Raw genomic sequence first — 21,360 nt, forward strand, 5'->3', positions numbered from 1 at the left:
CACGGGCGGTTAGCTCAGGGGTAGAGCACAGCATTCACACTGCTGGGGTCGGAGGTTCGAAACCTCCACCGCCCACCACATTCCCTCCTTTCGGTTCTAAGATGTGTCGGCTCCCGCCGACGCAAACTGCGGTCGTGCGCTTGCGGCCACGCTCGACAGTGCGCGTCATACAGGCGGGATCAAGGAGCATCGCCATGGCCACCAGTCCCGAGCTTCCGACACCCATCACGCCCGATCCGCCGGATCTTCCGGTCGAACCCGACGAAGGGCCGACGCCTCCGCCCGGGAATCCCACGGATCCCGAGAGTCCTTTCCCGTTGCAGCCGGAGCGCTCTCGCTCCCACGTGCGGCTGGTGCGGGTCCACCGCGATGTCATGCGTGCGGCCGCGTTCTGCTGGCGGCGGCATGGGCGCATGACGGCGATGGCCTGATCTGCGCCTTCCGATCATTCGCAACGGACGCCGGCGCTGTCGCAGGCACGCGCGGCCATGTACCATGGAATGCCACGCCGCTCACCGGCGTGGAATGGCCGGCGCGGTGCCGGCCTCATCGAGGAGGACCCCTGAATGACTGCATCCAGCAATCTCGACGCGGCGGCCAATGCCGTCGCTGAAGACATCGCCAGCGACGTCCGCGGCGTACTCGCGAGCAAGGATCTCGACTCCGTGCCGCACATCAAGGCGTTGCGCCAGCGTATCGACAGCAAGCTTGCCATCGCGCGCGAGCTCGCGGCGGAGAAGAGCCGGATTGCCGCCAAGAAGGCGCGCGAGGCGGCCAATACGGCCAACGCCTATGCCCACGACGAGCCGTGGCAGATCGCCGGCGCCGCGCTGGCGGTGGGCGTGCTGGTGGGCCTGCTGCTTGGTCGCCGCTGAGCGTGCGGCACCCGGCGCGCGGCGAGCATCCACATCATCCTGCCGCGGGCCTGCGGGCCCGCGCGGAGACTGGGCATGAGGCTGCTCTCGCTCCTCGGGCTTGACCGCTACCTTCGCCGCTGGCGCATCGCGGCGGGAGAGGGCGCACTGGCGGCCCAGGACCGCGTTCAGCTGATCCAGCTCGCCTGGAGCGAAGAAAAGAAGCGCCTGCAGCTGGTGCTCGGCCTCGTGATCGCGGTGATCGGACTGACCACGATCGCGATCGCGCTGCTGTCGGTCGCGGTCGTCGTCCATTTCTGGGACACGCCGTACCGCGTCACGGCGGCCTGGTCGGTGGCCGCGGTGTGGAGCGGGCTCTGGCTGGTGGCCGTGCTGGCGCTGCTGTCCCAGCTGCGCGCGTCATCAGACGCTTTCGAGCCGGCGCGTCGCGAGTTCGAGCGCGACCTGGCATGGTTCCACGACCGCTTCGGCATGGACCATCACGCCGAGAGTTCGCGCGAAGCCCGGCCTGCCAGCCGCGAAGAGCTGCTGGCGCGCATCGAGCGCCAGCGCCAGCGCATCGCGACCTTGCAGGGTTCGCCGGCCGATGCCGCACAGGCGGCGCAGAGGGCTGCAGCCGAAGCACCGCCCGCGGACGAATCCATCGGTGGCACCGCACTGCGGGTCGCGCGCGAACATCCCGTCGCCACCGGCGTCGCCACCGCGGCCGCCGTCGCGGTGCTCGGGCCGCGACGCTTGCTGCGCTGGGCTGCCGTCGTCGTTCCGGTGTTGTGGCGGATGCGCTGATGCGCTGCTGACGACAACAGGCGCGCCGTCGCTCAGGCCTCGCGCCGGCGCAGCGCCTGGGCGGCTTCGCGCACCAGTGCCGGGCCGCGGTAGATCAGGCCGGTGTAGATCTGCACCAGGTCCGCGCCGGCGGCGATCTTGCCGCGGGCGTCGGCTGCGCTGAGAACGCCGCCGACGCCGATGATCGGGAAATCGGCACCCAGTGCCGCGCGCAATTGGCCGATCACGCGGTTGCTGGCGTCCCTCACGGGCGCGCCCGAGAGGCCGCCGGCCTCGTCCGCATGCGGCAATCCCGCGACCGCATCGCGCGCCAGCGTGGTGTTGGTCGCGATCACGCCATCCATGCCGTGGCGCCGCAGCGCGGCGGCGATGACGCCCACCTGCGCCTCGTCGAGGTCGGGCGCGATCTTGACGAACAGCGGCACCCGCTTGCCTTGCCGTGCGGTGAGCGCCTCGCGCTTGTCCGCCATGGCGCCGAGCAGCGTGTCGAGCGCCGCATCGCTCTGGAGCGAGCGCAGGTTGGCCGTGTTGGGGCTCGAGATGTTGATCGTCACGTAGTCGGCATGCGGGTACACGCCATCCAGGCAGACCAGGTAGTCGTCAACCGCGCGCTCGATCGGCGTGGCGGCGTTCTTGCCGATGTTGAGCCCCAGCAGCATCGGCGCTTTGACATCGCTGCGACGAAAGCGCGCGCGGCGCACGTTCGCGACGAAGGCTTCGAGCCCGTCGTTGTTGAAGCCGAGCCGGTTGATCAGCGCATCGCGCTGCGGCAGCCGGAACATGCGCGGCTTCGGATTGCCCGGCTGCGCTTTGGGCGTGACGGTGCCGACCTCGACGAAGCCGAAGCCCATCGCGGCAAAGGCGTCGATGCAGCGTGCGTTCTTGTCGAGTCCCGCGGCGAGCCCGACCCGGTTGGGGAACGAGAGGCCGGCGAGCCGAACCCGGTCCTCGGTGCGCGGCGCCGCATAGGCGCAGGCGAGCGGCGTGTTCTGCGTGCGCGCCAGCGCGTCGAGCGTGAGCTCGTGGGCATGCTCCGGGTCGAAGCCGAACAGGAAGGGGCGGGCAAAGACGTAGAGCGAGGAAGGCAGCAGCAAGGGCATTGGATAATTCTCGGCTTCAGACAGCCAAGGATTCTCCCCGATGACATCACCCGCTCCCGTTTCCGTCCTGACGCAGGACGAACTCAAGGCCCTGGTCGGCCGCGCCGCGCTGGACTATGTGGTGAAGGGCGAGATCGTGGGCGTCGGCACCGGCTCGACGGTCAACAAGTTCATCGATGCGCTGGCGGCGATCAAGGACGATATCCGGGGCGCGGTCTCGAGTTCCACCGCATCGACCGAGCGTCTGCGCGCGCTGGGCATTCCGGTCTTCGACAGCAACGAGGTCGAGGAACTGGCCGTCTACATCGACGGCGCCGACGAGATCGATGGCCGGGGCTACATGATCAAGGGCGGCGGCGCCGCGCTCACGCGCGAGAAGATCGTCGCGGCGCAATCGCGGCGCTTCGTCTGCATCGCCGATGCGTCCAAGCGCGTGAACATGCTCGGTGGCTTTCCGTTGCCGGTCGAGGTGATCCCGATGGCGGTGCAACGCGTGACGCGGCAGTTCGCGCGGCTGGGCGGGTTGGCACAGGTGCGCGAGAAGGATGGCGTGCCGCTGGTCACCGACAACGGCCAGCACATCATCGACGTGACCGGCCTGCGCATCAGCGACCCGCTCGATTTCGAGACCGAGGTGAACCAATGGCCTGGCGTGGTCACCGTCGGCGTGTTCGCGCACCAGCGGGCCAACGTGTGCCTGCTGGGCACCGCGGCGGGTGTGGAGACCTTGCGCTTCGATTGAGCGGCCGGCCGCTCAGAACTTGATGCCGGCGGGATTGCCGGGCGTCGGCCCGGTCGCGGCCGCAGGCGCGGCGGCCGGTGCCGGCGCTGCGGGTGCCGGCGTTGCCGCCGCGGCGGGTCGTGCGGCCGGCTGTTGCGCGACCAGCGGTTGCGCCGGCGGATTGCGATAGCTGGCCGGCAGCTGGGTGCTCTTCGGATAGCCGGCGGCGTCGAGGTATTGCGACCATTCCGCGTCCGAGAAGCCCCTCAGCTGCTGCGAGCCGATGGCCAGCAGCGGCAGCGAGTTCTGTCCGCTCAGGCGCTGCAGCGCATCGATGTCCGCGTTGGACTTGATGGTGCGCTCGTCGAAGGGCACGCCGCGCGTGATCAGCAGCGAGCGGCCCGCGCTGCACGCGCCGCACTCGTCGCCGGCGTAGAGCGTGACGGGGTAGCGCTGCACGACCTGCCGCAGTTCATAGGGCAGTTCCGCGTTGGCATTGGGCGAGATGCCGGGTCCCGGCGCCGCGGGCCGCGCATCGGCGGACGGCGGCTGGTCAGAGAAGCTGACTTTGCCATTGCCGTCGACATGGCGGTAGACCGGCTGCGCGATCGCGCCGGTGACCACCAGCAGCAGGCCGAGCGCCGAAAGGTAAGTGCTGAATTTCATCGATGACTCCCCGTGATCGGATGGCCGAAGTATCTCAGGCTCCGGCGGCATCGGATGGCCTCAGGCGGGCCGCGCCTCGGCCATTCCCTGGTGACGCAGCAATGCGTCGAGCTGCGGCTCGCGGCCGCGGAAGGCCTTGAATGATTCCATCGCGCTGCGGCTGCCGCCGGCTTCGAGAATCGCCTGACGGTATCTGCGCCCGGTCTCGATGCTGGGCTCGCCATCGGCGCCGGCCGTTTCCTCGAACGCGGCATAGGCATCGGCGCTCAGGACCTCGGCCCACTTGTAGCTGTAGTAGCCGGCCGCGTAGCCGCCCGAGAAAATGTGGCTGAAGGTGTTGGGCGTGCGGCTGAAGGGCGGCGCGGGCAGCACCGCGACCTCGTCGCGCACCTTGCCCAGCAAGGCCATCACGTCGCCCGGCTGGGCTGCGGCCGCGTCGTACGCAGTGTGCAACAGCATGTCGAACAGCGCGAACTCGATCTGGCGCAGCGTCTGCATGCCGCTCTGGAAATTCTTGGCGGCCGTCATCTTGTCGAACAGCGTGCGCGGCAGCGGCTCGCCGGTGTCGACCTGCGAGGTCATGTGCCGCAGCACGTCCCACTCCCAGCAGAAGTTCTCCATGAACTGGCTCGGCAGTTCGACCGCGTCCCACTCGACGCCGCTGATGCCCGAGACGTCGCGCTCGTTGATCTGCGTGAGCATGTGGTGCAGGCCGTGGCCGAATTCGTGGAAGAGGGTGGTCACGTCGTCGTGCGTGAGCAGCGGTGGCTTGCCGTCGACGCCGTCGGCGAAGTTGCACACCAGCTGCGCGATCGGCGTCTGCAGAACGCCGGTGTCGGGGCGCAGCCAGCGGGCGCGCACGTCGTCCATCCAGGCGCCGCCGCGCTTGGCGGCGCGTGCGGACGGATCGAGGTAGAACTGGCCGACCTTCTGGCCGGCCCTTTCGATGCGGTAGAACTCGACGCTCGGATGCCAGACGGGCGCGCTGTCGCGCACGATCGACACCTCGAACAGCGTCTCGACGATCTTGAACAGGCCCGCCATCACCTTGGGCGCCGGGAAGTACTGCTTGACCTCCTGTTCGCTGAAGGCGTAGCGCGCTTCCTTGAGCTTTTCGCCGACGTAGGTCCAGTCCCAGGGCTGCGGATCGACGATGCCGAGCTGCTCGGCCGCGAACACGCGCAGGTCGGCCAGGTCGCGTTCGCCGTAGGGCTTGGCCTTGGTCGCCAGATCGCGCAGGAACTGGATGACCTGCGCGGCCGACTCGGCCATCTTCGGCACGATGGAGAGCTCGCCGAAGTTGGGATAGCCGAGCAGCCTGGCTTCTTCCTGGCGCAGCGCGAGGATCTCGCGGATCAGCGCGGTGTTGTCGAAAGCCGGATCGCCGAACTCGCTGGCGCGCGTGACGTAGGCGCGGTAGAGCGTCTCGCGCAGCGCACTGCTCCTGGCGAATTGCATCACCGGCAGGTAGCACGGCATCTTGAGCGTGAGCTTGTAGCCTTCCTTGCCCTCGGCTTCGGCGGCAGCGCGCGCGGTGCTGACCACGTCCTCGGACAGGCCATCGAGTTCGCCCAGCTGGGCGTAGTAGGCAAAGGCATCGGTCGCATCGAGCGCGTTCTCGCTGAACTTCTGGCTCAGCTCGGCCTGCCGCTCCTGGATCTCGGCGAAGCGTGTCTTGGCCGCCCCTTGCAACTCGGCGCCGCCGAGCACGAAGTTGCGGATCGCGTAGCGATGGGCCTGGCGCTGTTCGGGGTTCAGCGTGGCGACATCGATGGCCTTGTACTTGGCATAGAGACGTTCGTCGGAGCCCAGCCTCGTCCAGAAGGCGGTGACGCGGGGCATCGCCTCGTTGTAGGCGGCGCGCAGCTCGGGCGTGTCGGCCACGGCATTGAGATGGCCGACCGCGCCCCAGGCGCGGCTGAAGCGCTCGGACGCGACGTCCAGCACCTTCGCGATGGCGCTCCACTCGGCGGGGAATTCCGGCGCGGTCACCGTCTGCAGTGCGGCCTCGGCATCGGCGAGCAGGGCGTCGACGGCCGGTGCGACATGCTCCGGCTTGATGCGGTCGAACGGGGTGAGGTCGGAGAAGTCGAGGAGCGGATTGGTCATGGGATCCATCTGGCGGCGATGAGGCGCGGATTCAAGGCGTGGGCGTCAGGCCTTGGCGGCCTGGCGTTCGGCGGACTCGACGGTGTTGACCATCAGCATCGTCACGGTCATCGGCCCCACGCCACCGGGCACCGGCGTGATGTAGCCGGCCACCTCGCGCACGCCGGCGAAGTCGACGTCGCCGGCGAGCTTGTTGTGTTCGTTGCGGTTCATGCCGACGTCGATCACGACGGCACCGGGCTTCACCATGTCGGCCGTCAGGGTGTTGCGCCGGCCGACCGCGACCACGACCACGTCGGCCTGGCGCGTGTGGTGGCCGAGGTCCGGCGTGCCGCTGTGGCACACCGTCACGGTCGCGTTGGCCTGCAGCAGCAGCAGCGCCATCGGCTTGCCGACCGTGTTGCTGCGGCCGATCACCACCGCGTGCTTGCCCTTGAGGCCGATGCCGGTGCTCTCGATCAGTTTCATGCAGCCGTAAGGCGTGCAGGGACGAAAGCCCGGCAGCCCGGCCATCAGCTCGCCGGCCGAGAGCACCGAGTAGCCGTCCACGTCCTTCGAGGTCGCGATGGCCTCGATGACCTTGGCCGGATCGATGTGCTTGGGCAGCGGCATCTGCACCAGGATGCCGTGGATCGCCGGATCGGCATTCAGTGCCGCGATGCGCGCGAGCAGGTCGGCTTCGCTCAACTCGGCGGGGTAGCGCTCCAGCACCGAGCGCAGGCCGCGCTCCTGGCAGGCCTTCACTTTCTTGCCGACGTAGATCTCGCTGGCCGGGTCGTTGCCGACCAGCACGACCGCCAGGCCCGGCGTGATGCCGCGCGCGGTGAGCGCGGCCGCGCGCGTGGCAACGTCGGCCAGGAGCCGCTGCGAGAGCGCGTTGCCGTCGATCAGTTGGGCTGTCATCGTTTTCAGTTCTCCAAGTAAAAACGCCCGCTTGGCGCAGGCGTGAAGTCGATGTCGGGTGGTCGGGATGGCAGCGGCTAGGCCTTGGCCGAGGCCGCCTGTCCCAATGCGATCTTGAGCAGGTCGGCCACCGTGTTGGCGTTGAGCTTTTCCATGATGTTGGCGCGGTGCGCCTCCACCGTCTTGATGCTGATGCCGAGGTCGTCGGCGATCTGCTTGTTGAGCCGGCCGGCAACGATGCGTTCGAGCACCTGCGCTTCGCGGCCGGTGAGCTTGGACAGCAGTGCGTCGCGGCTGGCGGACTGCTGGTGCTGCGCGAAGGCGCCGCGCGCGTGTTCGAGCATGCGTTCGACCAGCGCCACCAGTGCCTCGTCGTTGAAGGGCTTCTGGATGAAATCCATCGCGCCCTTCTTCATGCTGTCGACCGCCATCGGCACATCGCCGTGGCCGGTGATGACGACGATCGGCAGCGGCGAGCGGCGCTCGATCAGCCGGTCCTGCAGCTCGATGCCCGACATGCCGCCCATGCGGATGTCGACGATCAGGCAGGCCACTTCGCGCGGGTCGTAGCGCGAGAGAAAGGACTCGGCCGAATCGAAGCATCGAACCCGGTAGTCCTTGCCTTCGAGCAGCCATTGCAACGAATCGCGGACCGCTTCGTCGTCGTCGACGACATAGACCGTGCCCTTCTTCGGAATCAAACTCATGCGGGTACCTTCGCCTCGTTGCTTGCTACGGAATCGATAGCGTCCAACACCGGAATCCAGAAGGAAAAACGGCATCCGACGACATCCGGACCATTGTAGATGTTCTCCGCCTGCATCCGGCCGCGGTGCGATTCGACGATGGTGCGGCACAGGTTGAGCCCGATGCCCATGCCTTCGGGCTTGGTCGAGAAGAAGGCTTCATAGAGCCGGTCCATCACTTCGGGCGCCAGGCCCATGCCCGTGTCCTGCACCGAGAACTCGACCGCGTTCTGGCCGTCGATGATCTTCGGCAGCACGCGCAGTTCGACGCTGCGGCGCGCGAGCGGACGGTTGGCGAGGTCGATCGACTCGGCCGCGTTCTTCAGCAGGTTGACCATCACCTGCTCGATCAGGATCGGGTCGACGCGAACGAGCGGCAGCCGCGCGGCGACGTAGTGGTTGAGGCGCACGTTGCGGCGCCGCAGTTCGATGCCCGCGAGTTCGACCGCCTCGCTCACCATGGTCGCGACCTCGGCCGGCGTGCGGTTCGGCTCGCTGCGCTTCACGAAGGAGCGGATGCGCTGGATGATCTGGCCCGCGCGCTGCGCCTGCTTGGCGGTCTTGTCGAGTGCGGCGAGCAGCGCGTCCGAGTCGATCTGCTGACCCCGGATGCGCGACATCATCCCGTTGCAGTAGTTGGTGATGGCGGTCAGCGGCTGATTGAGTTCGTGCGCGACGCTGGAGGCCATCTCGCCCATCGTGATCAGCCGGCTGGCGGCCTGCGCGCGGTCGGCCTGCGCGGCGGAGAGGTCCTCGGCATCGCGCCGCGGCGTGATGTCGGTCGCGATCACCAACTGCGCCAGGCGGCCGTCGACCCAGGTCAGGTAGCGCGAGCGCACCTCGAGCCACTTGCCCAGCTCGGGCACGAAGATCTCGTTGTTGGCCGGCTGGGCGGTGGTCAGTTGATCGGTCGGCAGGCCGGCGAACGGATCCACGTCGTCGAGGTCTTCCTCGTGGGCATGCGAGGCCGGCACGCCGGCCTGCGCGACCATGCCCAGATGCCCCACGGTGTCGGAGCCGAACCAGAGCCGGTAGAGCTTGTTGGCGAACAGCAGCTCCTCGCTGCCGAGTGGCGCGACCGATACCGACGCGTCCAGCGCTTCGAGCACGGTGGTGAAGCGTTCGTAGGAGGCCGAGAGCTGCTCGCGGATGCGCGTGGGCTCGGTGATGTCGGTCATCGAGGTCATCCATCCCGTCTGGTGCCCGCGCGCATCGATCAGCGGCGACACGTAGAGCCGCGCGTTGAAGACGCTGCCGTTGCGGCGCTTCACCCGGACCTGGAAACCGCCGGGCAGCGCGCGGCCGTGCAGCTCTTCCTCGAGCCGTTCGTTCATGACCTCGCGATCGGATTCGAGCCAGTAGGGAAAGGGCGGCGTCTGGCCGACCAGCTCGTTCTCGTTCCAGCCGGTCATGGCGCAGAAGGCCGCGTTGACGTAGGTGATGCGGCCCTCGAGGTCGAGCACACGCATGCCGGTGAGCATCGAGTTCTCCATCGCGCGGCGGAAGTTGGTTTCGGCCACCAGCGCCTGCTGCGCCTGCAGCCGGCGCCGCGTGTGGCGCCAGGTTCCGATCAGCATCCAGCTGGTGAGCACGCTGAGTGCACCCACCAGCCAGAACAGCCCGTTGCCGACCACGCCCTGCGAGGTGCGGTACGCCTGCGCGCGCAGCAACAGCGCATTGCCGACCGGCGAGACGGGGACCTCGTATTCACTGGTGCGCACCATCCAGGGTAGAAGCCGCCGCGCGGACTCGCGCGGACTGGCGACCGTGTTGCCGGCGATCAGGCCGCCCTTGGCATCGAGCAGCGACACCGCATAGCGGGCCGAGACTTCCGAGGGCATGCCGTAGCGCAGCAGCCCGTCAATCGAGAACTCGCCCAGCACCACGCCGGCGAACAGGCCCTGGTCGTACAGCGGGATGTGCAACTGCAGCATGGCCGGCGGGTCGCCGCCCGCGAGCGGTTGCGAGAACACCGGCTGGCGCAGCTCGCGCGCCAGCGCGTAGTTGCTCTCGATCTCGCCGGGCCGAAGCACTTCGCCGATGGCGTGCTGCTGCGCGGGATGTACGCTGGGCGCGGCGTAGGCGGCCTTGAAGCGACGCCGGTCGTCGATCCAGCTGACGGCCTGCAGTTCCGGGAACTGGCTGACCAGGGATTCCGCACGGCTGGTGAATTCGGTGGCGTCGATCTCGTGGGTGGAGGCATCGCGCGCAAGGCGCATGAGCTGCTCCTGCCGCTCCAGCAGCCGCAGCCGCACGCGCTGCTGCGCGTACTCCACGTCACGCTTGACCGACTCCTGTCCGCGCTCCATTTCTTCGGCGCGCAGATACCAGAAGGCAGCGACGATGGCGGCCAGGAAGAGCAGCACCGCGGCCATCGGCGCCAGCATCGCGACCGCATCCTGCAGCACGGGTGTCTGCCGACGCCACCAGCGGCGCCACCAGGACAGCGGCGACGCATGAACCGCGCTGCGCGCAGCCTCGATCGGAGAGGAAAAGGGCATCGGACAAGTTTAGGGGCAAGGCCCGCGAGAGGGATGCGCTGCGGCTGGCCGACATGGTTTCGAAAGAGGCCATCTCATTTGATATCTCATGATAAGAAATCTGCATGCACGATTTGAAATTCTCATATTTCTATGAGAAACTTCCTGCGCCGCCGGATACGGCACTAAATTACAGCCACAACCCCTTCGAGAAAAAGGAGACACGCATGTCGGCAAATCCCGAGAACCTGTTCGGCTCGGCCGCGAACGATCCCGATGCGCAGGAGACGCGCGAATGGATGGACGCCCTGTCCGCCGTCATCGAGAGCGAAGGTCCCGACCGCGCGCACTTCCTGCTGGAGCAACTGCTCGAGCATGCGCGCCAGCACAGCATCGACAAGCCGTTTTCGGCCAACACCGCCTACGTCAACACGATCGAGCCGGACCAGGAAGAGCGCTCTCCCGGCAACCTCGAGATCGAAGAGCGCCTGCGTTCCTACATGCGCTGGAACGCGATGGCGATGGTGGTCAAGGCGAACCGCCACCATCCCGAGGAGGGCGGAGACCTGGGCGGCCACATCGGCTCCTTCGCATCGCTGGCGAGCATGTTCGGCGCCGGCTTCAACCACTTCTGGCATGCCGAAAGCGAGAATCACGGCGGCGATTGCCTCTACATCCAGGGCCACGTCTCGCCCGGCATCTATGCACGCGCCTACCTCGAAGGCCGCCTGAGCGAAGAGCAACTGCTGAATTTCCGCCAGGAGGTCGACGGCAAGGGCCTGTCGAGCTATCCCCATCCGAAGCTCATGCCCGAGTTCTGGCAATTCCCCACGGTGTCCATGGGCCTTGGCCCGCTGATGGCGATCTACCAGGCGCGCTTCCTCAAATACCTGCACGCCCGCGGCATCGCCAACACCGAGAACCGCAAGGTCTGGGTGTTCTGCGGCGACGGTGAGATGGACGAGGTCGAATCGCTCGGCGCCATCGGCCTGGCCGCACGCGAGAAGCTCGACAACCTGGTCTTCGTCATCAACTGCAACCTGCAGCGCCTGGACGGCCCGGTGCGCGGCAACGGCAAGATCATCCAGGAGCTCGAAGGCGAATTCCGCGGCTCGGGATGGAACGTCATCAAGCTCATCTGGGGCGCGGGCTGGGATCCGCTGCTGGCGCGCGACAAGGACGGCGCGCTGCGCAGGATCATGATGGAGACCAACGACGGCGACTACCAGTCCTTCAAGGCCAACGACGGGGCTTACGTGCGCAAGAACTTCTTCGGCCGCGATCCGCGCACGCTGGAGATGGTCGCCAAGATGAGCGACGACGACATCTGGAACCTGCGCCGCGGCGGGCACGATTCGCGGAAGGTGTATGCCGCCTTCCATGCGGCCGTCAAGCACACGGGCCAGCCCACGGTGCTGCTGATCAAGACCGTCAAGGGCTTCGGCATGGGCAAGATCGGCGAGGGCAAGAACAACGTTCACCAGACCAAGAAGCTCGGCGACGAGGACATCAAGGCCTTCCGCGACCGCTTCAACATTCCGATTCCTGACAGCCAGCTGCCCGACCTGCCGTTCTACAAGCCAGCCGACGACACGCCGGAGATGAAGTACCTGCACGAGCGCCGCAAGGCCCTCGGCGGCTATCTGCCGCATCGCCGCACCAAGGCCGACGAGAGCTTCACCGTGCCCGCGCTCGAGACCTTCAAGGCCGTGATGGAACCGACGGCCGAGGGCCGCGAGATCTCGACCACGCAGGCCTACGTGCGCTTCCTCACGCAGCTTCTGCGCGACAAGGCCCTGGGCCCGCGCGTGGTGCCGATCCTGGTCGACGAAGCACGCACCTTCGGCATGGAAGGGCTGTTCCGCCAGATCGGCATCTACAACCCCGCGGGCCAGCAGTACACACCGGTCGACAAGGACCAGGTCATGTACTACAAGGAAGACAAGGCCGGCCAGATCCTGCAGGAAGGCATCAACGAGGCCGGCGGCATGTCGAGCTGGATCGCTGCCGCCACTTCGTACAGCACCAACAACCGGATCATGGTGCCGTTCTACGTGTACTACTCGATGTTCGGCTTCCAGCGCATCGGCGATCTGGCCTGGGCCGCCGGCGACATGCAGGCGCGCGGCTTCTTGCTGGGCGGCACCTCGGGCCGCACGACGCTCAACGGCGAAGGGCTTCAGCACGAGGACGGCCACAGCCACATCCTGGCCAACACCATCCCGAACTGCGTGAGCTACGACCCGACCTTCGCGCATGAAGTCGGCGTCATCCTGCACCACGGCCTCAAGCGGATGGTGGAGAAGCAGGACAACGTCTACTACTACATCACGCTGCTCAACGAGAACTACCCGATGCCTGGCCTCCAGCCCGGCACCGAGGAGCAGATCATCAAGGGCATGTATCTGTGCCGGCAGGCTCCCTCGATCAAGGCCGCGAAGGGCAAGGAAGCACCGACGGTGCAACTGCTCGGCAGCGGCACGATCCTGCGCGAGAGCATCGCGGCGCAGGAACTGCTCGAGAAGGACTGGGGCGTGAGCGCCGCCGTGTGGAGCTGCCCGAGCTTCAACGAACTCACGCGCGACGGCCAGGAGGCCGATCGCTGGAACCTGCTGCATCCGACGGACGAGGCACGCGTGTCCTTCGTCGCGCAGCAGCTCGCACCGAGCAGCGGGCCGGTGGTCGCGTCGACCGACTACATGAAGGCCTATGCCGAGCAGATCCGTCCCTTCATCCCGAAGGGCCGTAACTACAAGGTGCTCGGCACCGACGGCTTCGGGCGCAGCGATTTCCGCAACAAGCTGCGCGAGCACTTCGAGATCAATCGCCACTTCATCGTGGTGGCCGCGCTCAAGGCACTCGCCGAGGACGGTGCCTTGCCCGCGCAAAAGGTGGCCGACGCCATCCAGAAGTACGGCATCAACGCCGAGAAGATCAACCCGCTCTACGCATAAAACAATCAACTGCGCCTCTAGGGCGGGAGACACGATATGGCAACAGTGGAAGTGAAGGTGCCGGACATCGGCGATTTCGACGAAGTCGCGGTGATCGAGGTGCTGGTGAAGGTGGGCGACACGGTGAAGGCCGAGCAGTCGCTCATCACGGTGGAATCGGACAAGGCCTCGATGGAAATCCCGTCGAGCCAGGCTGGCGTCGTGAAGGAGCTCAAGGTCGAGGTCGGCAGCAAGGTCAAGGAAGGGTCGGTCGTGCTGGTGCTGGAAGGCGAGGCCGCGGCGCCTGCCGCGGCACCACCGGCGGCTGCCACGCCTGCTGCGGCGCCTGCGCCGGCACCGGCTTCGGCGGCGAGTGCCGCACCGGCAGCAGTTGCCGGTCCGGTCGAGGTCAAGGTGCCCGACATCGGCGACTTCAAGGACGTCGCCGTCATCGAGGTGCTGGTGAAGGTGGGCGACGCCATCCAGGTCGAGCAGTCGCTGATCACGGTCGAATCGGACAAGGCCTCGATGGAGATTCCGTCGTCTGCGGCCGGGGTGCTCAAGGAGCTCAAGGTCAAGGTCGGTGATACGGTCAACATCGGCGATCTGGTTGCAGTGCTCCAAGGGGCGCAGGCGGCGGCGCCTGCGGCAGCCACTGTCGCTGCGCCCGCTGCGTCGGCCGCGGTGCCCCCACCCCAACCCTCCCCCGGAGGGGGAGGGAGTCAAGGCCAGGCCGCGGCTGCTCCGCCGCCTGCGCACGATCCCACCGTTGCGCCCTCCGGCCATCTGCCGCACGCATCGCCGTCGGTGCGCAAGTTCGCGCGCGAACTCGGCGTGCCGCTCGAGGAGGTCAAGGGCAGCGGGCCCAAGGGCCGCATTACCCAGGCAGACGTCCAGAACTTCACCAAGGCGGTGATGAGCGGCGCTGCGAGCACCAAGGCCTCGGCATCCAAGGCGCCGGCCGGCGGCGGTGGCGGCGAAGCCCTCGGCCTGCTGCCATGGCCCAAGGTCGACTTCACCAGGTTCGGCACGGTCGAGCGCAAGGAGCTGTCGCGCATCAAGAAGATCAGCGGCGCCAACCTGCATCGCAACTGGGTGATGATCCCGCACGTCACCAACAACGACGAAGCCGACATCACCGAACTCGAAGCCTTCCGCGTGTCGACCAACAAGGAGAACGAGAAGTCCGGTGTCAAGGTCACGATGCTCGCCTTCGTGATCAAGGCCGTGGTCTCGGCGCTGAAGAAGTTTCCCGAGTTCAACACCAGCCTGGATGGCGACACCCTGGTCTACAAGCAGTACTACAACGTCGGCTTCGCGGCCGACACGCCCAACGGCCTGGTCGTGCCCGTGCTCAAGGATGCCGACAAGAAGGGCGTGCTGCAGATCAGCCAGGAAATGGGCGAACTCGCCAAGAAGGCGCGCGACGGCAAGCTCGGCTCGGCCGACATGCAGGGCGGCTGCTTTTCGATCAGCTCGCTCGGCGGCATCGGCGGCACGCATTTCACGCCGATCATCAATGCGCCGGAAGTCGCGATCCTCGGTTTGTCCAAGAGCGCGATGAAGCCGGTGTGGGACGGCAAGGCCTTCCAGCCGCGCCTGACCCTGCCGTTGTCGCTGTCGTACGACCATCGCGTGATCGACGGCGCCCTGGCTGCACGCTTCAACGCCTACCTGGGCCAGGTCCTCGCCGACTTCCGACGCGTTCTGCTATGACGACGGTCGTGGCCGTCCGCAAAGGCGGTCAAGTCGTGATGGCGGCGGATTCGCTCGTGACCTTCGGGGACACGCGGCTGTCGCATCACGCCGAGGCCAACCAGAAGCTGTTCACGGTCAACGATGCGGCGGGGCAGAGCATCTTCGCGGTCGCCGGCGCGGCGGCGCACTTCCTGGTGCTGCAGCATGCGCTGGCCGCGCAGCCGGCCGAGGCGCTTCGCTTCGGCAGCAAGGACGAGATCTTTCGCACCTTCACGCTGTTGCATCCGGTGCTCAAGGAATCGTTCTTCCTGCAGACCAAGGAAGACGAGCACGAGCCCTACGAGTCCAGCCAGTTCACGATGCTGCTGGCCAACGCGAGCGGCATCTACGGCATCTACAGCTACCGCGAGGTGTTCGAGTTCAAGCGCTTCTGGAGCATCGGCTCGGGTCGCAGCTTTGCGCTCGGCGCGATGCACGCGGCGTATGACAAGGCGCGCACGGCGCGCGACGTGGCCGAGGCCGGCGTGGCCGCGGCCTGCGAATTCGATCGCAATTCGGCCGGACCGGTCGACGTTCTCACACTCAAACTCAAGGTGTCCCAATGAGCGAACAACAAGTCAAGGTGCCGGATATCGGTGATTTCGACGAAGTCGCGGTGATCGAAGTGCTGGTGCAGCCCGGCGACACGGTGAAGGCCGAGCAGTCGCTGATCACGGTGGAGTCGGACAAGGCCTCGATGGAGATCCCTTCGTCGCATGCCGGCGTGGTCAAGTCGGTGGCCGTGAAGGTCGGCGACAAGGTGAAGGAGGGCTCGGTGGTGCTGACGCTCGATGCGGCAGAGGGCGCTGCCGCAGCGCCCGCACCGGCCGCGTCGACTCCTGCCTCTGCGGCGCCAGCGCCGAAGCCCGCTGCTGCAACGGCACCACAAGCGTCAGCCCCGGCACCTGCATCGACCTACAGGGGTGCCATCGACGTCGAATGCGACCTGCTCGTGCTCGGCGCCGGCCCCGGTGGCTACTCGGCCGCCTTCCGTGCCGCCGACCTGGGCCTGAAGGTCGTGCTGGTCGAGCGCTACGCCACGCTCGGCGGCGTGTGCCTGAATGTCGGCTGCATCCCTTCCAAGGCGCTGCTGCATGTGGCGGCCGTGATGGACGAGGTCAAGCATTTCGCCGACCTGGGCGTGAGCTTCGGCGAGCCCACGGTCGATCGCGCCAAGCTGCTCGCGCGCAAGAACAAGGTGGTCGGCAAACTCACCGGCGGCCTCGGCGCAATGGCGAAGATGCGCAAGGTGACCACCGTGCGCGGCGTCGGCGAGTTCATCGATCCGTACCACGTCAAGGTCCAGGAAACCACCGGCGACGGCCGCGCCACCACCGACAAGGCGCAGACCGTCAAGTTCCGCCACTGCGTGATCGCGGCCGGCTCCCAGGCCGTGCATCTGCCCTTCATGCCCAAGGATCCGCGTGTCGTCGATTCCACCGGCGCGCTCGAACTGGGTGTCGATCCCAAGCGCATGCTCATCCTGGGTGGCGGCATCATCGGCCTCGAGATGGGCTCGGTCTATTCGACGCTGGGCGCACGGCTCGACGTGGTCGAGATGCTCGACGGCCTGATGCAGGGCGCCGACCGCGATCTGGTCAAGGTCTGGCAGAAGCTCAATGCACCGCGCTTCGACAACATCATGCTCAAGACGAAGACCGTCGGCGCCGAAGCGACCAAGGCGGGCATCCGCGTCAGCTTCGAAGGCGAGCAAGCCCCTAAGGAGCCGCAGCTCTACGACCTCGTGCTGCAGGCGGTGGGCCGCAGTCCCAACGGCAAGAAGATCGGCGCCGAAAAAGCGGGCGTCAACGTCAGCGAGCGCGGCTTCATCCCCGTCGACGTCCAGATGCGCACCAACGTGCCCCACATCTTCGCGGTCGGCGACATCGTCGGCCAGCCGATGCTCGAGCACAAGGCCGTGCACGAAGCGCACGTGGCGGCCGAGGTGATCGCCGGCGAGCAGAAGGGCGACAAGGAACTCGCCAGCGCGGCCTTCAATGCGCGCGTGATCCCGAGCGTGGCCTACACCGACCCGGAGGTGGCCTGGGTCGGCCTCACCGAGGACCAGGCCAAGGTCGAGGGCGTGAAGATCCACAAAGGCCTGTTCCCGTGGACGGCATCGGGCCGCGCGATCGCGAACGGTCGCGACGAGGGCTTCACCAAGCTGCTGTTCGACGCCGAGTCGCACCGGATCCTGGGCGGTGGCATCGTCGGCACCCATGCCGGCGACATGATCGGCGAGATCGCGCTGGCGATCGAGATGGGGGCCGACGCGATCGACATCGGCAAGACGATCCATCCGCATCCCACGCTCGGCGAGAGCATCGGCCTGGCGGCCGAAGCCGCACATGGCAGCTGCACGGACCTGCCGCCGGTCAAGCGCTAGCAGCCAGCCGCGCAGCGCCAATGAAAAATCCCGCCGTGCAGGCGGGATTTTTGATGAGCGGCAGGACTTAGCGTCTCAGTCGCCGCTGCCTTTGACTTCGCCTTGGGCGGCGAGGACCCGGCGCGCACCGTCGAAGCGACGCTGCCAATAGCTGCCCGTCATGTCTTCGACGCGAACTTCCGCGCCGGGCTTGGGGGAATGGATGAACTTGCCGTCGCCGACATAGATGCCGACATGGCTGAAGGCACGGCGCATGGTATTGAAGAACACGAGATCGCCGGGTTTGAGTTCGCTGCGATCGATCTTCTCTGTCGCGGCTGCCTGCTCGACGGCACGGCGGGGAAGCAGATGGCCGACGGTCTGGTTGTACATCGCGCGCACGAAGCCGCTGCAATCGAAGCCGGTTTCGGCGTTGTTGCCGCCGCGCCGGTAGGGCACGCCGAGAAAACCGATGGCGGTAACCACGAGGTCGGAGGTGCGGTCGACGACGGTTTGGCGAACCTGATGGAATTGGCCCATCAATCCCTTGCCGGCAAGGGATTGGTCCAATTCATCGGTACCTTGTGGAGGCGCTGCGTGTGCGGCGAAGGCGATCAGGAGGCAGGCGGGTAGGAGAAAAAAACGCATGGCGCGTAGGATATGGATGACAAACCGTGGTGTCAATTTCAGGTGGATTCGGGATTTTGCATGCAACTCATTGTCTAGCCTAGGGTTTTTTCAATTTCTCACGAAGGGAAATGTAAAGCTCAAGTTATGACTGATAAGTTGTTCGGTAATTTGTAACCCTAAAGTTATTAGAAATCGCGGAGTCAAAATCAAATGACTTGATTGCCTGATTTTTCGAGGAATTGCATACACCCTCTTTTCAAGCCGCTGCGCGGTTGGGTCTGGTGGCTCTGGCTGCGCTGATGGCGGGCGTTGCAGTGGCGGACCCGGCGCCGGAAGTCCTGGTCTCCGGCCTCGAAAACCCGCGGATCGGTCGGCCAACAGCACGGCGCTTGCACGCGCCCAGCTGCCGGCGGACGCCAGCCGGCTCGAAGATGTCAGGGTCATCTTCAGTCAACGGCCCAAGGTGGCGAGCCAAAACCATTTCGGCTGCCGCATCGTCGAGGCGAAGGATGGCACCCTGTTCCTTACGCTGGGCGAAGGCTTCTCCGCAAGGAGGACGCGCAGAAGCTCGACAACCATCTCGGCAAGATCGTGCGCGGCGGCAAGGTCGCGGTCGAGCACAAGCTGCTGGCCGAGGCTCAGCAGCGCATCCGTGACGTGAAGCAAGGCCCGGACGGACTGCTCTACATCCTGACCGACGAATCCAACGGCAAGAAGTTGATCCGTCTTCGGCCCGTTTGATTCATTCAGGCAGGGCAGGCCGGCAACGGCAGCGTCGGCAGCATGCGGTGCCACAGACGCCGCCACTGCGGCCAGTCGTGGCCGCCCTCGGTCGTGAACACGCGCTCGGGCGGCAGCACGGCGGCCAGCAGTTGGTGGCTGAAAGCGAAACGATCGCTCTGCCCATGGCCGAGGTAGAGCGGCGGCAGATCGGGCGAACTGGCGCCCGTGCCATAGCGCTGCAGCCATCGCCAAAGCCTTTGTTCGCCCTTGTCGTTCGACAGAGGACCGGCAGGTGCGCGCCAGCGTGCCAGCCCGCCCGCATTCGCGATCTCGGTGCTGGTCAGCCGTTCGCCGAGGTACGGCGCCAGCGCCACGATCCCGGCGATCTCGCCGGGATGCATCTCGGCGTAGCCCAGCGCGCCGAGGCCGCCGACCGAGATGCCGAGGATCCAGATCGATCGGTAGCCTTGCGCGCGGGCCGGCGCGAACACGTCTGCCTGCAGGCGCTCGAAGATGCTGCCGTTGTTGTAGTAGCCGAGGTGCGCGTCGACGCGCAGCACATCGACGGCAAGACGGCGTTCATCGAGTGCGGCGAGGAAGCCCTCGCGCACGAACTCGTCGGGACGCGAATACGCGCCGGGCAGCATCACCAGCAGCGTCTCAGCGCTCGCGGTGCAACTGCTCTTCGACAGGGTGCTGTCCATCGGCACCTTGGCCGGCCGCCAGAGGCCGCAGCCGCCGAGCAGCAGCGACAGGGCACCGGTGGCTGCGAGCAGCGCACGCATCGCCGACTGCCCAACGTGCTTCACGGCGGCTCAGCTCGGCCTTGTCGCAACGGAGGGCAGCACCGGCAGGTCGACCATCACCGGCTGGCCCGGCGTCGTGCAGCCGGTGTCGCAGCACTTGCCCGGCTGGCGGTTGCGGGTGATCGCGCGGGCGGGATCGTGCGGCGTGGCGGCCGGCGATCCGTCGGCGGCGATGCCGCGCTCGAGGATGCGTTCCACCAGCTCCACCTTCGAGCCGAGCGGATAGTTGCGGTAGATCTCCTGCTTCATCGCGGCCGGCGAGCCGCCGCCGTGCAGGCTGATCACGCTGTACCAGCCGCCCTGGTAGCCGGCAGTGAGGTCTTCGATGAAGCGCGCCGTCTCGATGCGCTGCGCATAAGGCACGTCCGGGTTGGCGCGCAAGACCTCGGACAGCCGCGCGGCGGTTTCGGGATTGTGGTCCTCGTCCGGCCCGGGCAAGGTGACGATCAGGCCGCCGCTCACGTAGTGCGCGATGCGGTGCATGTCGTAGATTCTGGTGGCCAGCAGCAGCTTGCCGATGTTGCTGAACACGGCATCGGGCATGAAGATCTCGCAGTGCGCGTCGGCCTTGGCATACACGCTCGCGGCGACGCCGCAGGCGAAGAAGCTCTCGGTGATGGTGATGAGCTCGACCATCTGCTCGCGCAGATGCGTCTCGCGGCCGGGGTCGAAACCATTGGCCTCGCACATCAGCGCGCCGGCGCCGATCAGCAGGTCGCCGAAGCCGGCGCGCGCGCCGATGCAGCTGTGCCGATGGTGGGTGGCGTAGCTGTAGGTGAGGTGGCCGCTGTGCTCCCACTCGCCGGCATAGAACACGTTCTCCCAGGGAACGAAGACCCGGTCGAACAGGCACACGCCCGTGCTCTGGCCGTACTTGCGGCTGAACAGCGCATCGCCGTGCTCGAGCTTTTCGCCCGGACGGCCCGCGGGCCGCGCGATGATCGTGAGGCCCGCTGCGTCGAGCGGCACAGCGCAGCAGACCGCGAAGTCGGCGTCTTCCCGGCCCATGTTGCGACAGGGCATGACCAGCAGCTCATGGACGTAGGGCGCCCCCGTCACGATCGCCTTCGTGCCGGAGATCACGATGCCGCGCACGCCGTTGCGCACCGCGTTGCGCTCGACGATGTGGACGTAGCTGTCGACGTTGGCTTGCTCGTGCGGACGCCGGCTGCGGTCGCCCTTGGCGTCGGTCATCGCGACGCCGAGCGTCAGGTCCTGGTCCTGGATGCGATGCAGGTAGGCGGTGAAGCGTTCCCTGTGCTCGCTGCCGCCGCGTGCGTCGTCGATGCGTGCCGACACCTGCGCGATGGCGTTCAGCGCGTCGTGCGTCAGATAGCGCTGGGCGCAGCCGGTTTCCTGGCAGACCAGGCGCACGGCCTCCAGCTTGTTCAGCAGGTCGCCCGAGCTGGTATTGATGTGCGACAGCCGGTTCACCCGCTTGCCGCTGGTGTGCTGCACGGCCGTCATCAGCGGCGCGTACTGCGCCTTCAATGCGTAGTCGTAGGTCAGCGCGATGGCATTGATGCCGGGTTGAAAGGCCGGCTCGTCGGCGACGCTGTCGACACGTCGCCCGTCGACGAAGACCGTCGGACTGTAGCGCCGCAGCGATTCGCGAAATTCGTGGCCGGACATCAGGGCCGGTGCGGCCGAGGGTGCGTTCATCATGGTCTTCCTGGCTGAATCGGTTGTCCATTGAGTTGCCCATTGGATTTGAACATCGATCGTTCGATTCACCGAGGCAGTCCGGCCTGTTCGGTGGTACGGTTCAGCCCTTCGCTTT

18 protein-coding genes, 1 tRNA gene and 1 pseudogene are annotated in these 21,360 nt (G+C 66.7%); 11 read left to right on the forward strand and 9 right to left on the reverse strand.

Annotation, left to right across the window (positions count from 1 at the left end):
- Positions 1-3: 3 nt before the first annotated feature.
- From E5P2_RS09540 to E5P2_RS09555, 4 genes are all read left to right on the forward strand, one after another.
- A tRNA-Val gene (locus E5P2_RS09540) sits at positions 4-78 on the forward strand.
- A 116-nt stretch (positions 79-194) separates the two neighbouring features.
- Complete coding sequence (locus E5P2_RS37675; protein ID WP_232080637.1) at positions 195-431, forward strand: hypothetical protein; 237 nt, start codon at positions 195-197, stop codon at positions 429-431.
- Between the two features lie 135 nt (positions 432-566).
- Entirely contained in the window at positions 567-875 is a 309-nt protein-coding gene (locus E5P2_RS09550) for a glycine zipper domain-containing protein (RefSeq protein WP_162566860.1), read from the forward strand.
- Positions 876-950: 75 nt separating this feature from the next.
- The gene (locus E5P2_RS09555) at positions 951-1,661 is read left to right on the forward strand and encodes a phage holin family protein (RefSeq protein WP_162566861.1); all 711 of its coding nucleotides are present in this window, start codon (positions 951-953) and stop codon (positions 1,659-1,661) included.
- 32 nt (positions 1,662-1,693) lie between these two features.
- On the opposite strand, the gene E5P2_RS09560 is transcribed toward E5P2_RS09555, so the two are convergent.
- Positions 1,694-2,761 (reverse strand): quinone-dependent dihydroorotate dehydrogenase, encoded by a 1,068-nt coding sequence (locus tag E5P2_RS09560; protein WP_162566862.1) that lies wholly within the window; start codon positions 2,759-2,761, stop codon positions 1,694-1,696.
- A 40-nt stretch (positions 2,762-2,801) separates the two neighbouring features.
- Here E5P2_RS09560 and rpiA point away from each other — a divergent pair, with 40 nt between their 5' ends.
- The gene (rpiA, locus tag E5P2_RS09565) at positions 2,802-3,503 is read left to right on the forward strand and encodes a ribose-5-phosphate isomerase RpiA (protein ID WP_162566863.1); all 702 of its coding nucleotides are present in this window, start codon (positions 2,802-2,804) and stop codon (positions 3,501-3,503) included.
- A 12-nt stretch (positions 3,504-3,515) separates the two neighbouring features.
- On the opposite strand, the gene E5P2_RS09570 is transcribed toward rpiA, so the two are convergent.
- From E5P2_RS09570 to E5P2_RS09590, 5 genes are all read right to left on the reverse strand, one after another.
- On the reverse strand, positions 3,516-4,148 hold the full coding sequence (locus tag E5P2_RS09570) for a glutaredoxin family protein (protein WP_162566864.1): 633 nt from the start codon (positions 4,146-4,148) through the stop codon (positions 3,516-3,518).
- Between the two features lie 60 nt (positions 4,149-4,208).
- Positions 4,209-6,257 carry a M3 family metallopeptidase gene (locus E5P2_RS09575; protein ID WP_162566865.1) on the reverse strand — a complete coding sequence of 683 codons (2,049 nt, stop codon included), beginning with the start codon at positions 6,255-6,257 and terminating at the stop codon, positions 4,209-4,211.
- Positions 6,258-6,302: 45 nt separating this feature from the next.
- Positions 6,303-7,160, reverse strand: a complete 858-nt coding sequence (locus E5P2_RS09580; RefSeq protein WP_162566866.1) for a bifunctional methylenetetrahydrofolate dehydrogenase/methenyltetrahydrofolate cyclohydrolase — start codon at positions 7,158-7,160, stop codon at positions 6,303-6,305.
- Between the two features lie 77 nt (positions 7,161-7,237).
- A complete protein-coding gene (locus E5P2_RS09585; protein WP_162566867.1) occupies positions 7,238-7,867 on the reverse strand; it encodes a response regulator transcription factor in 630 nt (209 codons plus the stop codon).
- Positions 7,864-10,407, reverse strand: a complete 2,544-nt coding sequence (locus E5P2_RS09590; RefSeq protein WP_162566868.1) for a PAS domain-containing sensor histidine kinase — start codon at positions 10,405-10,407, stop codon at positions 7,864-7,866. The genes E5P2_RS09585 and E5P2_RS09590 overlap by 4 nt, the downstream gene beginning before the upstream one ends.
- Before the next feature lie 206 nt (positions 10,408-10,613).
- Here E5P2_RS09590 and aceE point away from each other — a divergent pair, with 206 nt between their 5' ends.
- From aceE to lpdA, 4 genes are read left to right on the forward strand one after another with little or no spacing between them, the layout of a single operon-like run.
- Positions 10,614-13,340, forward strand: coding sequence for a pyruvate dehydrogenase (acetyl-transferring), homodimeric type (gene aceE, locus E5P2_RS09595; protein ID WP_162566869.1), 2,727 nt, complete (start codon positions 10,614-10,616; stop codon positions 13,338-13,340).
- Between the two features lie 36 nt (positions 13,341-13,376).
- Complete coding sequence (aceF, locus tag E5P2_RS09600; RefSeq protein WP_162566870.1) at positions 13,377-15,035, forward strand: dihydrolipoyllysine-residue acetyltransferase; 1,659 nt, start codon at positions 13,377-13,379, stop codon at positions 15,033-15,035.
- On the forward strand, positions 15,032-15,622 hold the full coding sequence (locus tag E5P2_RS09605) for an MFS transporter (RefSeq protein WP_162566871.1): 591 nt from the start codon (positions 15,032-15,034) through the stop codon (positions 15,620-15,622). The genes aceF and E5P2_RS09605 overlap by 4 nt, the downstream gene beginning before the upstream one ends.
- Positions 15,619-17,442, forward strand: a complete 1,824-nt coding sequence (gene lpdA / locus E5P2_RS09610) for a dihydrolipoyl dehydrogenase (protein WP_162566872.1) — start codon at positions 15,619-15,621, stop codon at positions 17,440-17,442. Before E5P2_RS09605 ends, lpdA begins: the two co-directional genes overlap by 4 nt.
- 75 nt (positions 17,443-17,517) lie before the next feature.
- Here lpdA and E5P2_RS09615 read toward each other — a convergent pair whose 3' ends face one another.
- A complete protein-coding gene (locus E5P2_RS09615) occupies positions 17,518-18,069 on the reverse strand; it encodes a C40 family peptidase (RefSeq protein WP_162570419.1) in 552 nt (183 codons plus the stop codon).
- 343 nt (positions 18,070-18,412) lie between these two features.
- Here E5P2_RS09615 and E5P2_RS37680 point away from each other — a divergent pair.
- Together E5P2_RS37680 and E5P2_RS37685 are read left to right on the forward strand one after the other, a co-directional pair.
- A pseudogene (locus E5P2_RS37680) lies at positions 18,413-18,657 on the forward strand (PQQ-dependent sugar dehydrogenase); the annotation flags it as partial.
- Positions 18,643-18,792 (forward strand): PQQ-dependent sugar dehydrogenase, encoded by a 150-nt coding sequence (locus E5P2_RS37685; RefSeq protein WP_232080897.1) that lies wholly within the window; start codon positions 18,643-18,645, stop codon positions 18,790-18,792. The pseudogene E5P2_RS37680 and the gene E5P2_RS37685, both read left to right, overlap by 15 nt.
- A 5-nt stretch (positions 18,793-18,797) precedes the next feature.
- Here the strand turns inward: E5P2_RS37685 and E5P2_RS09625 are convergent, their stop codons facing one another.
- Positions 18,798-19,583, reverse strand: a complete 786-nt coding sequence (locus E5P2_RS09625; protein ID WP_332107542.1) for an alpha/beta fold hydrolase — start codon at positions 19,581-19,583, stop codon at positions 18,798-18,800.
- A 6-nt stretch (positions 19,584-19,589) separates the two neighbouring features.
- The gene (locus E5P2_RS09630) at positions 19,590-21,242 is read right to left on the reverse strand and encodes a 4-hydroxyphenylacetate 3-hydroxylase family protein (RefSeq protein ID WP_162566873.1); all 1,653 of its coding nucleotides are present in this window, start codon (positions 21,240-21,242) and stop codon (positions 19,590-19,592) included.
- Positions 21,243-21,360: the final 118 nt, after the last annotated feature.

Origin of the sequence: Variovorax sp. SRS16 (genome assembly GCF_901827165.1) — a bacterium.
In the GTDB taxonomy this organism is placed as follows: Bacteria; Pseudomonadota; Gammaproteobacteria; order Burkholderiales; family Burkholderiaceae_C; genus Variovorax.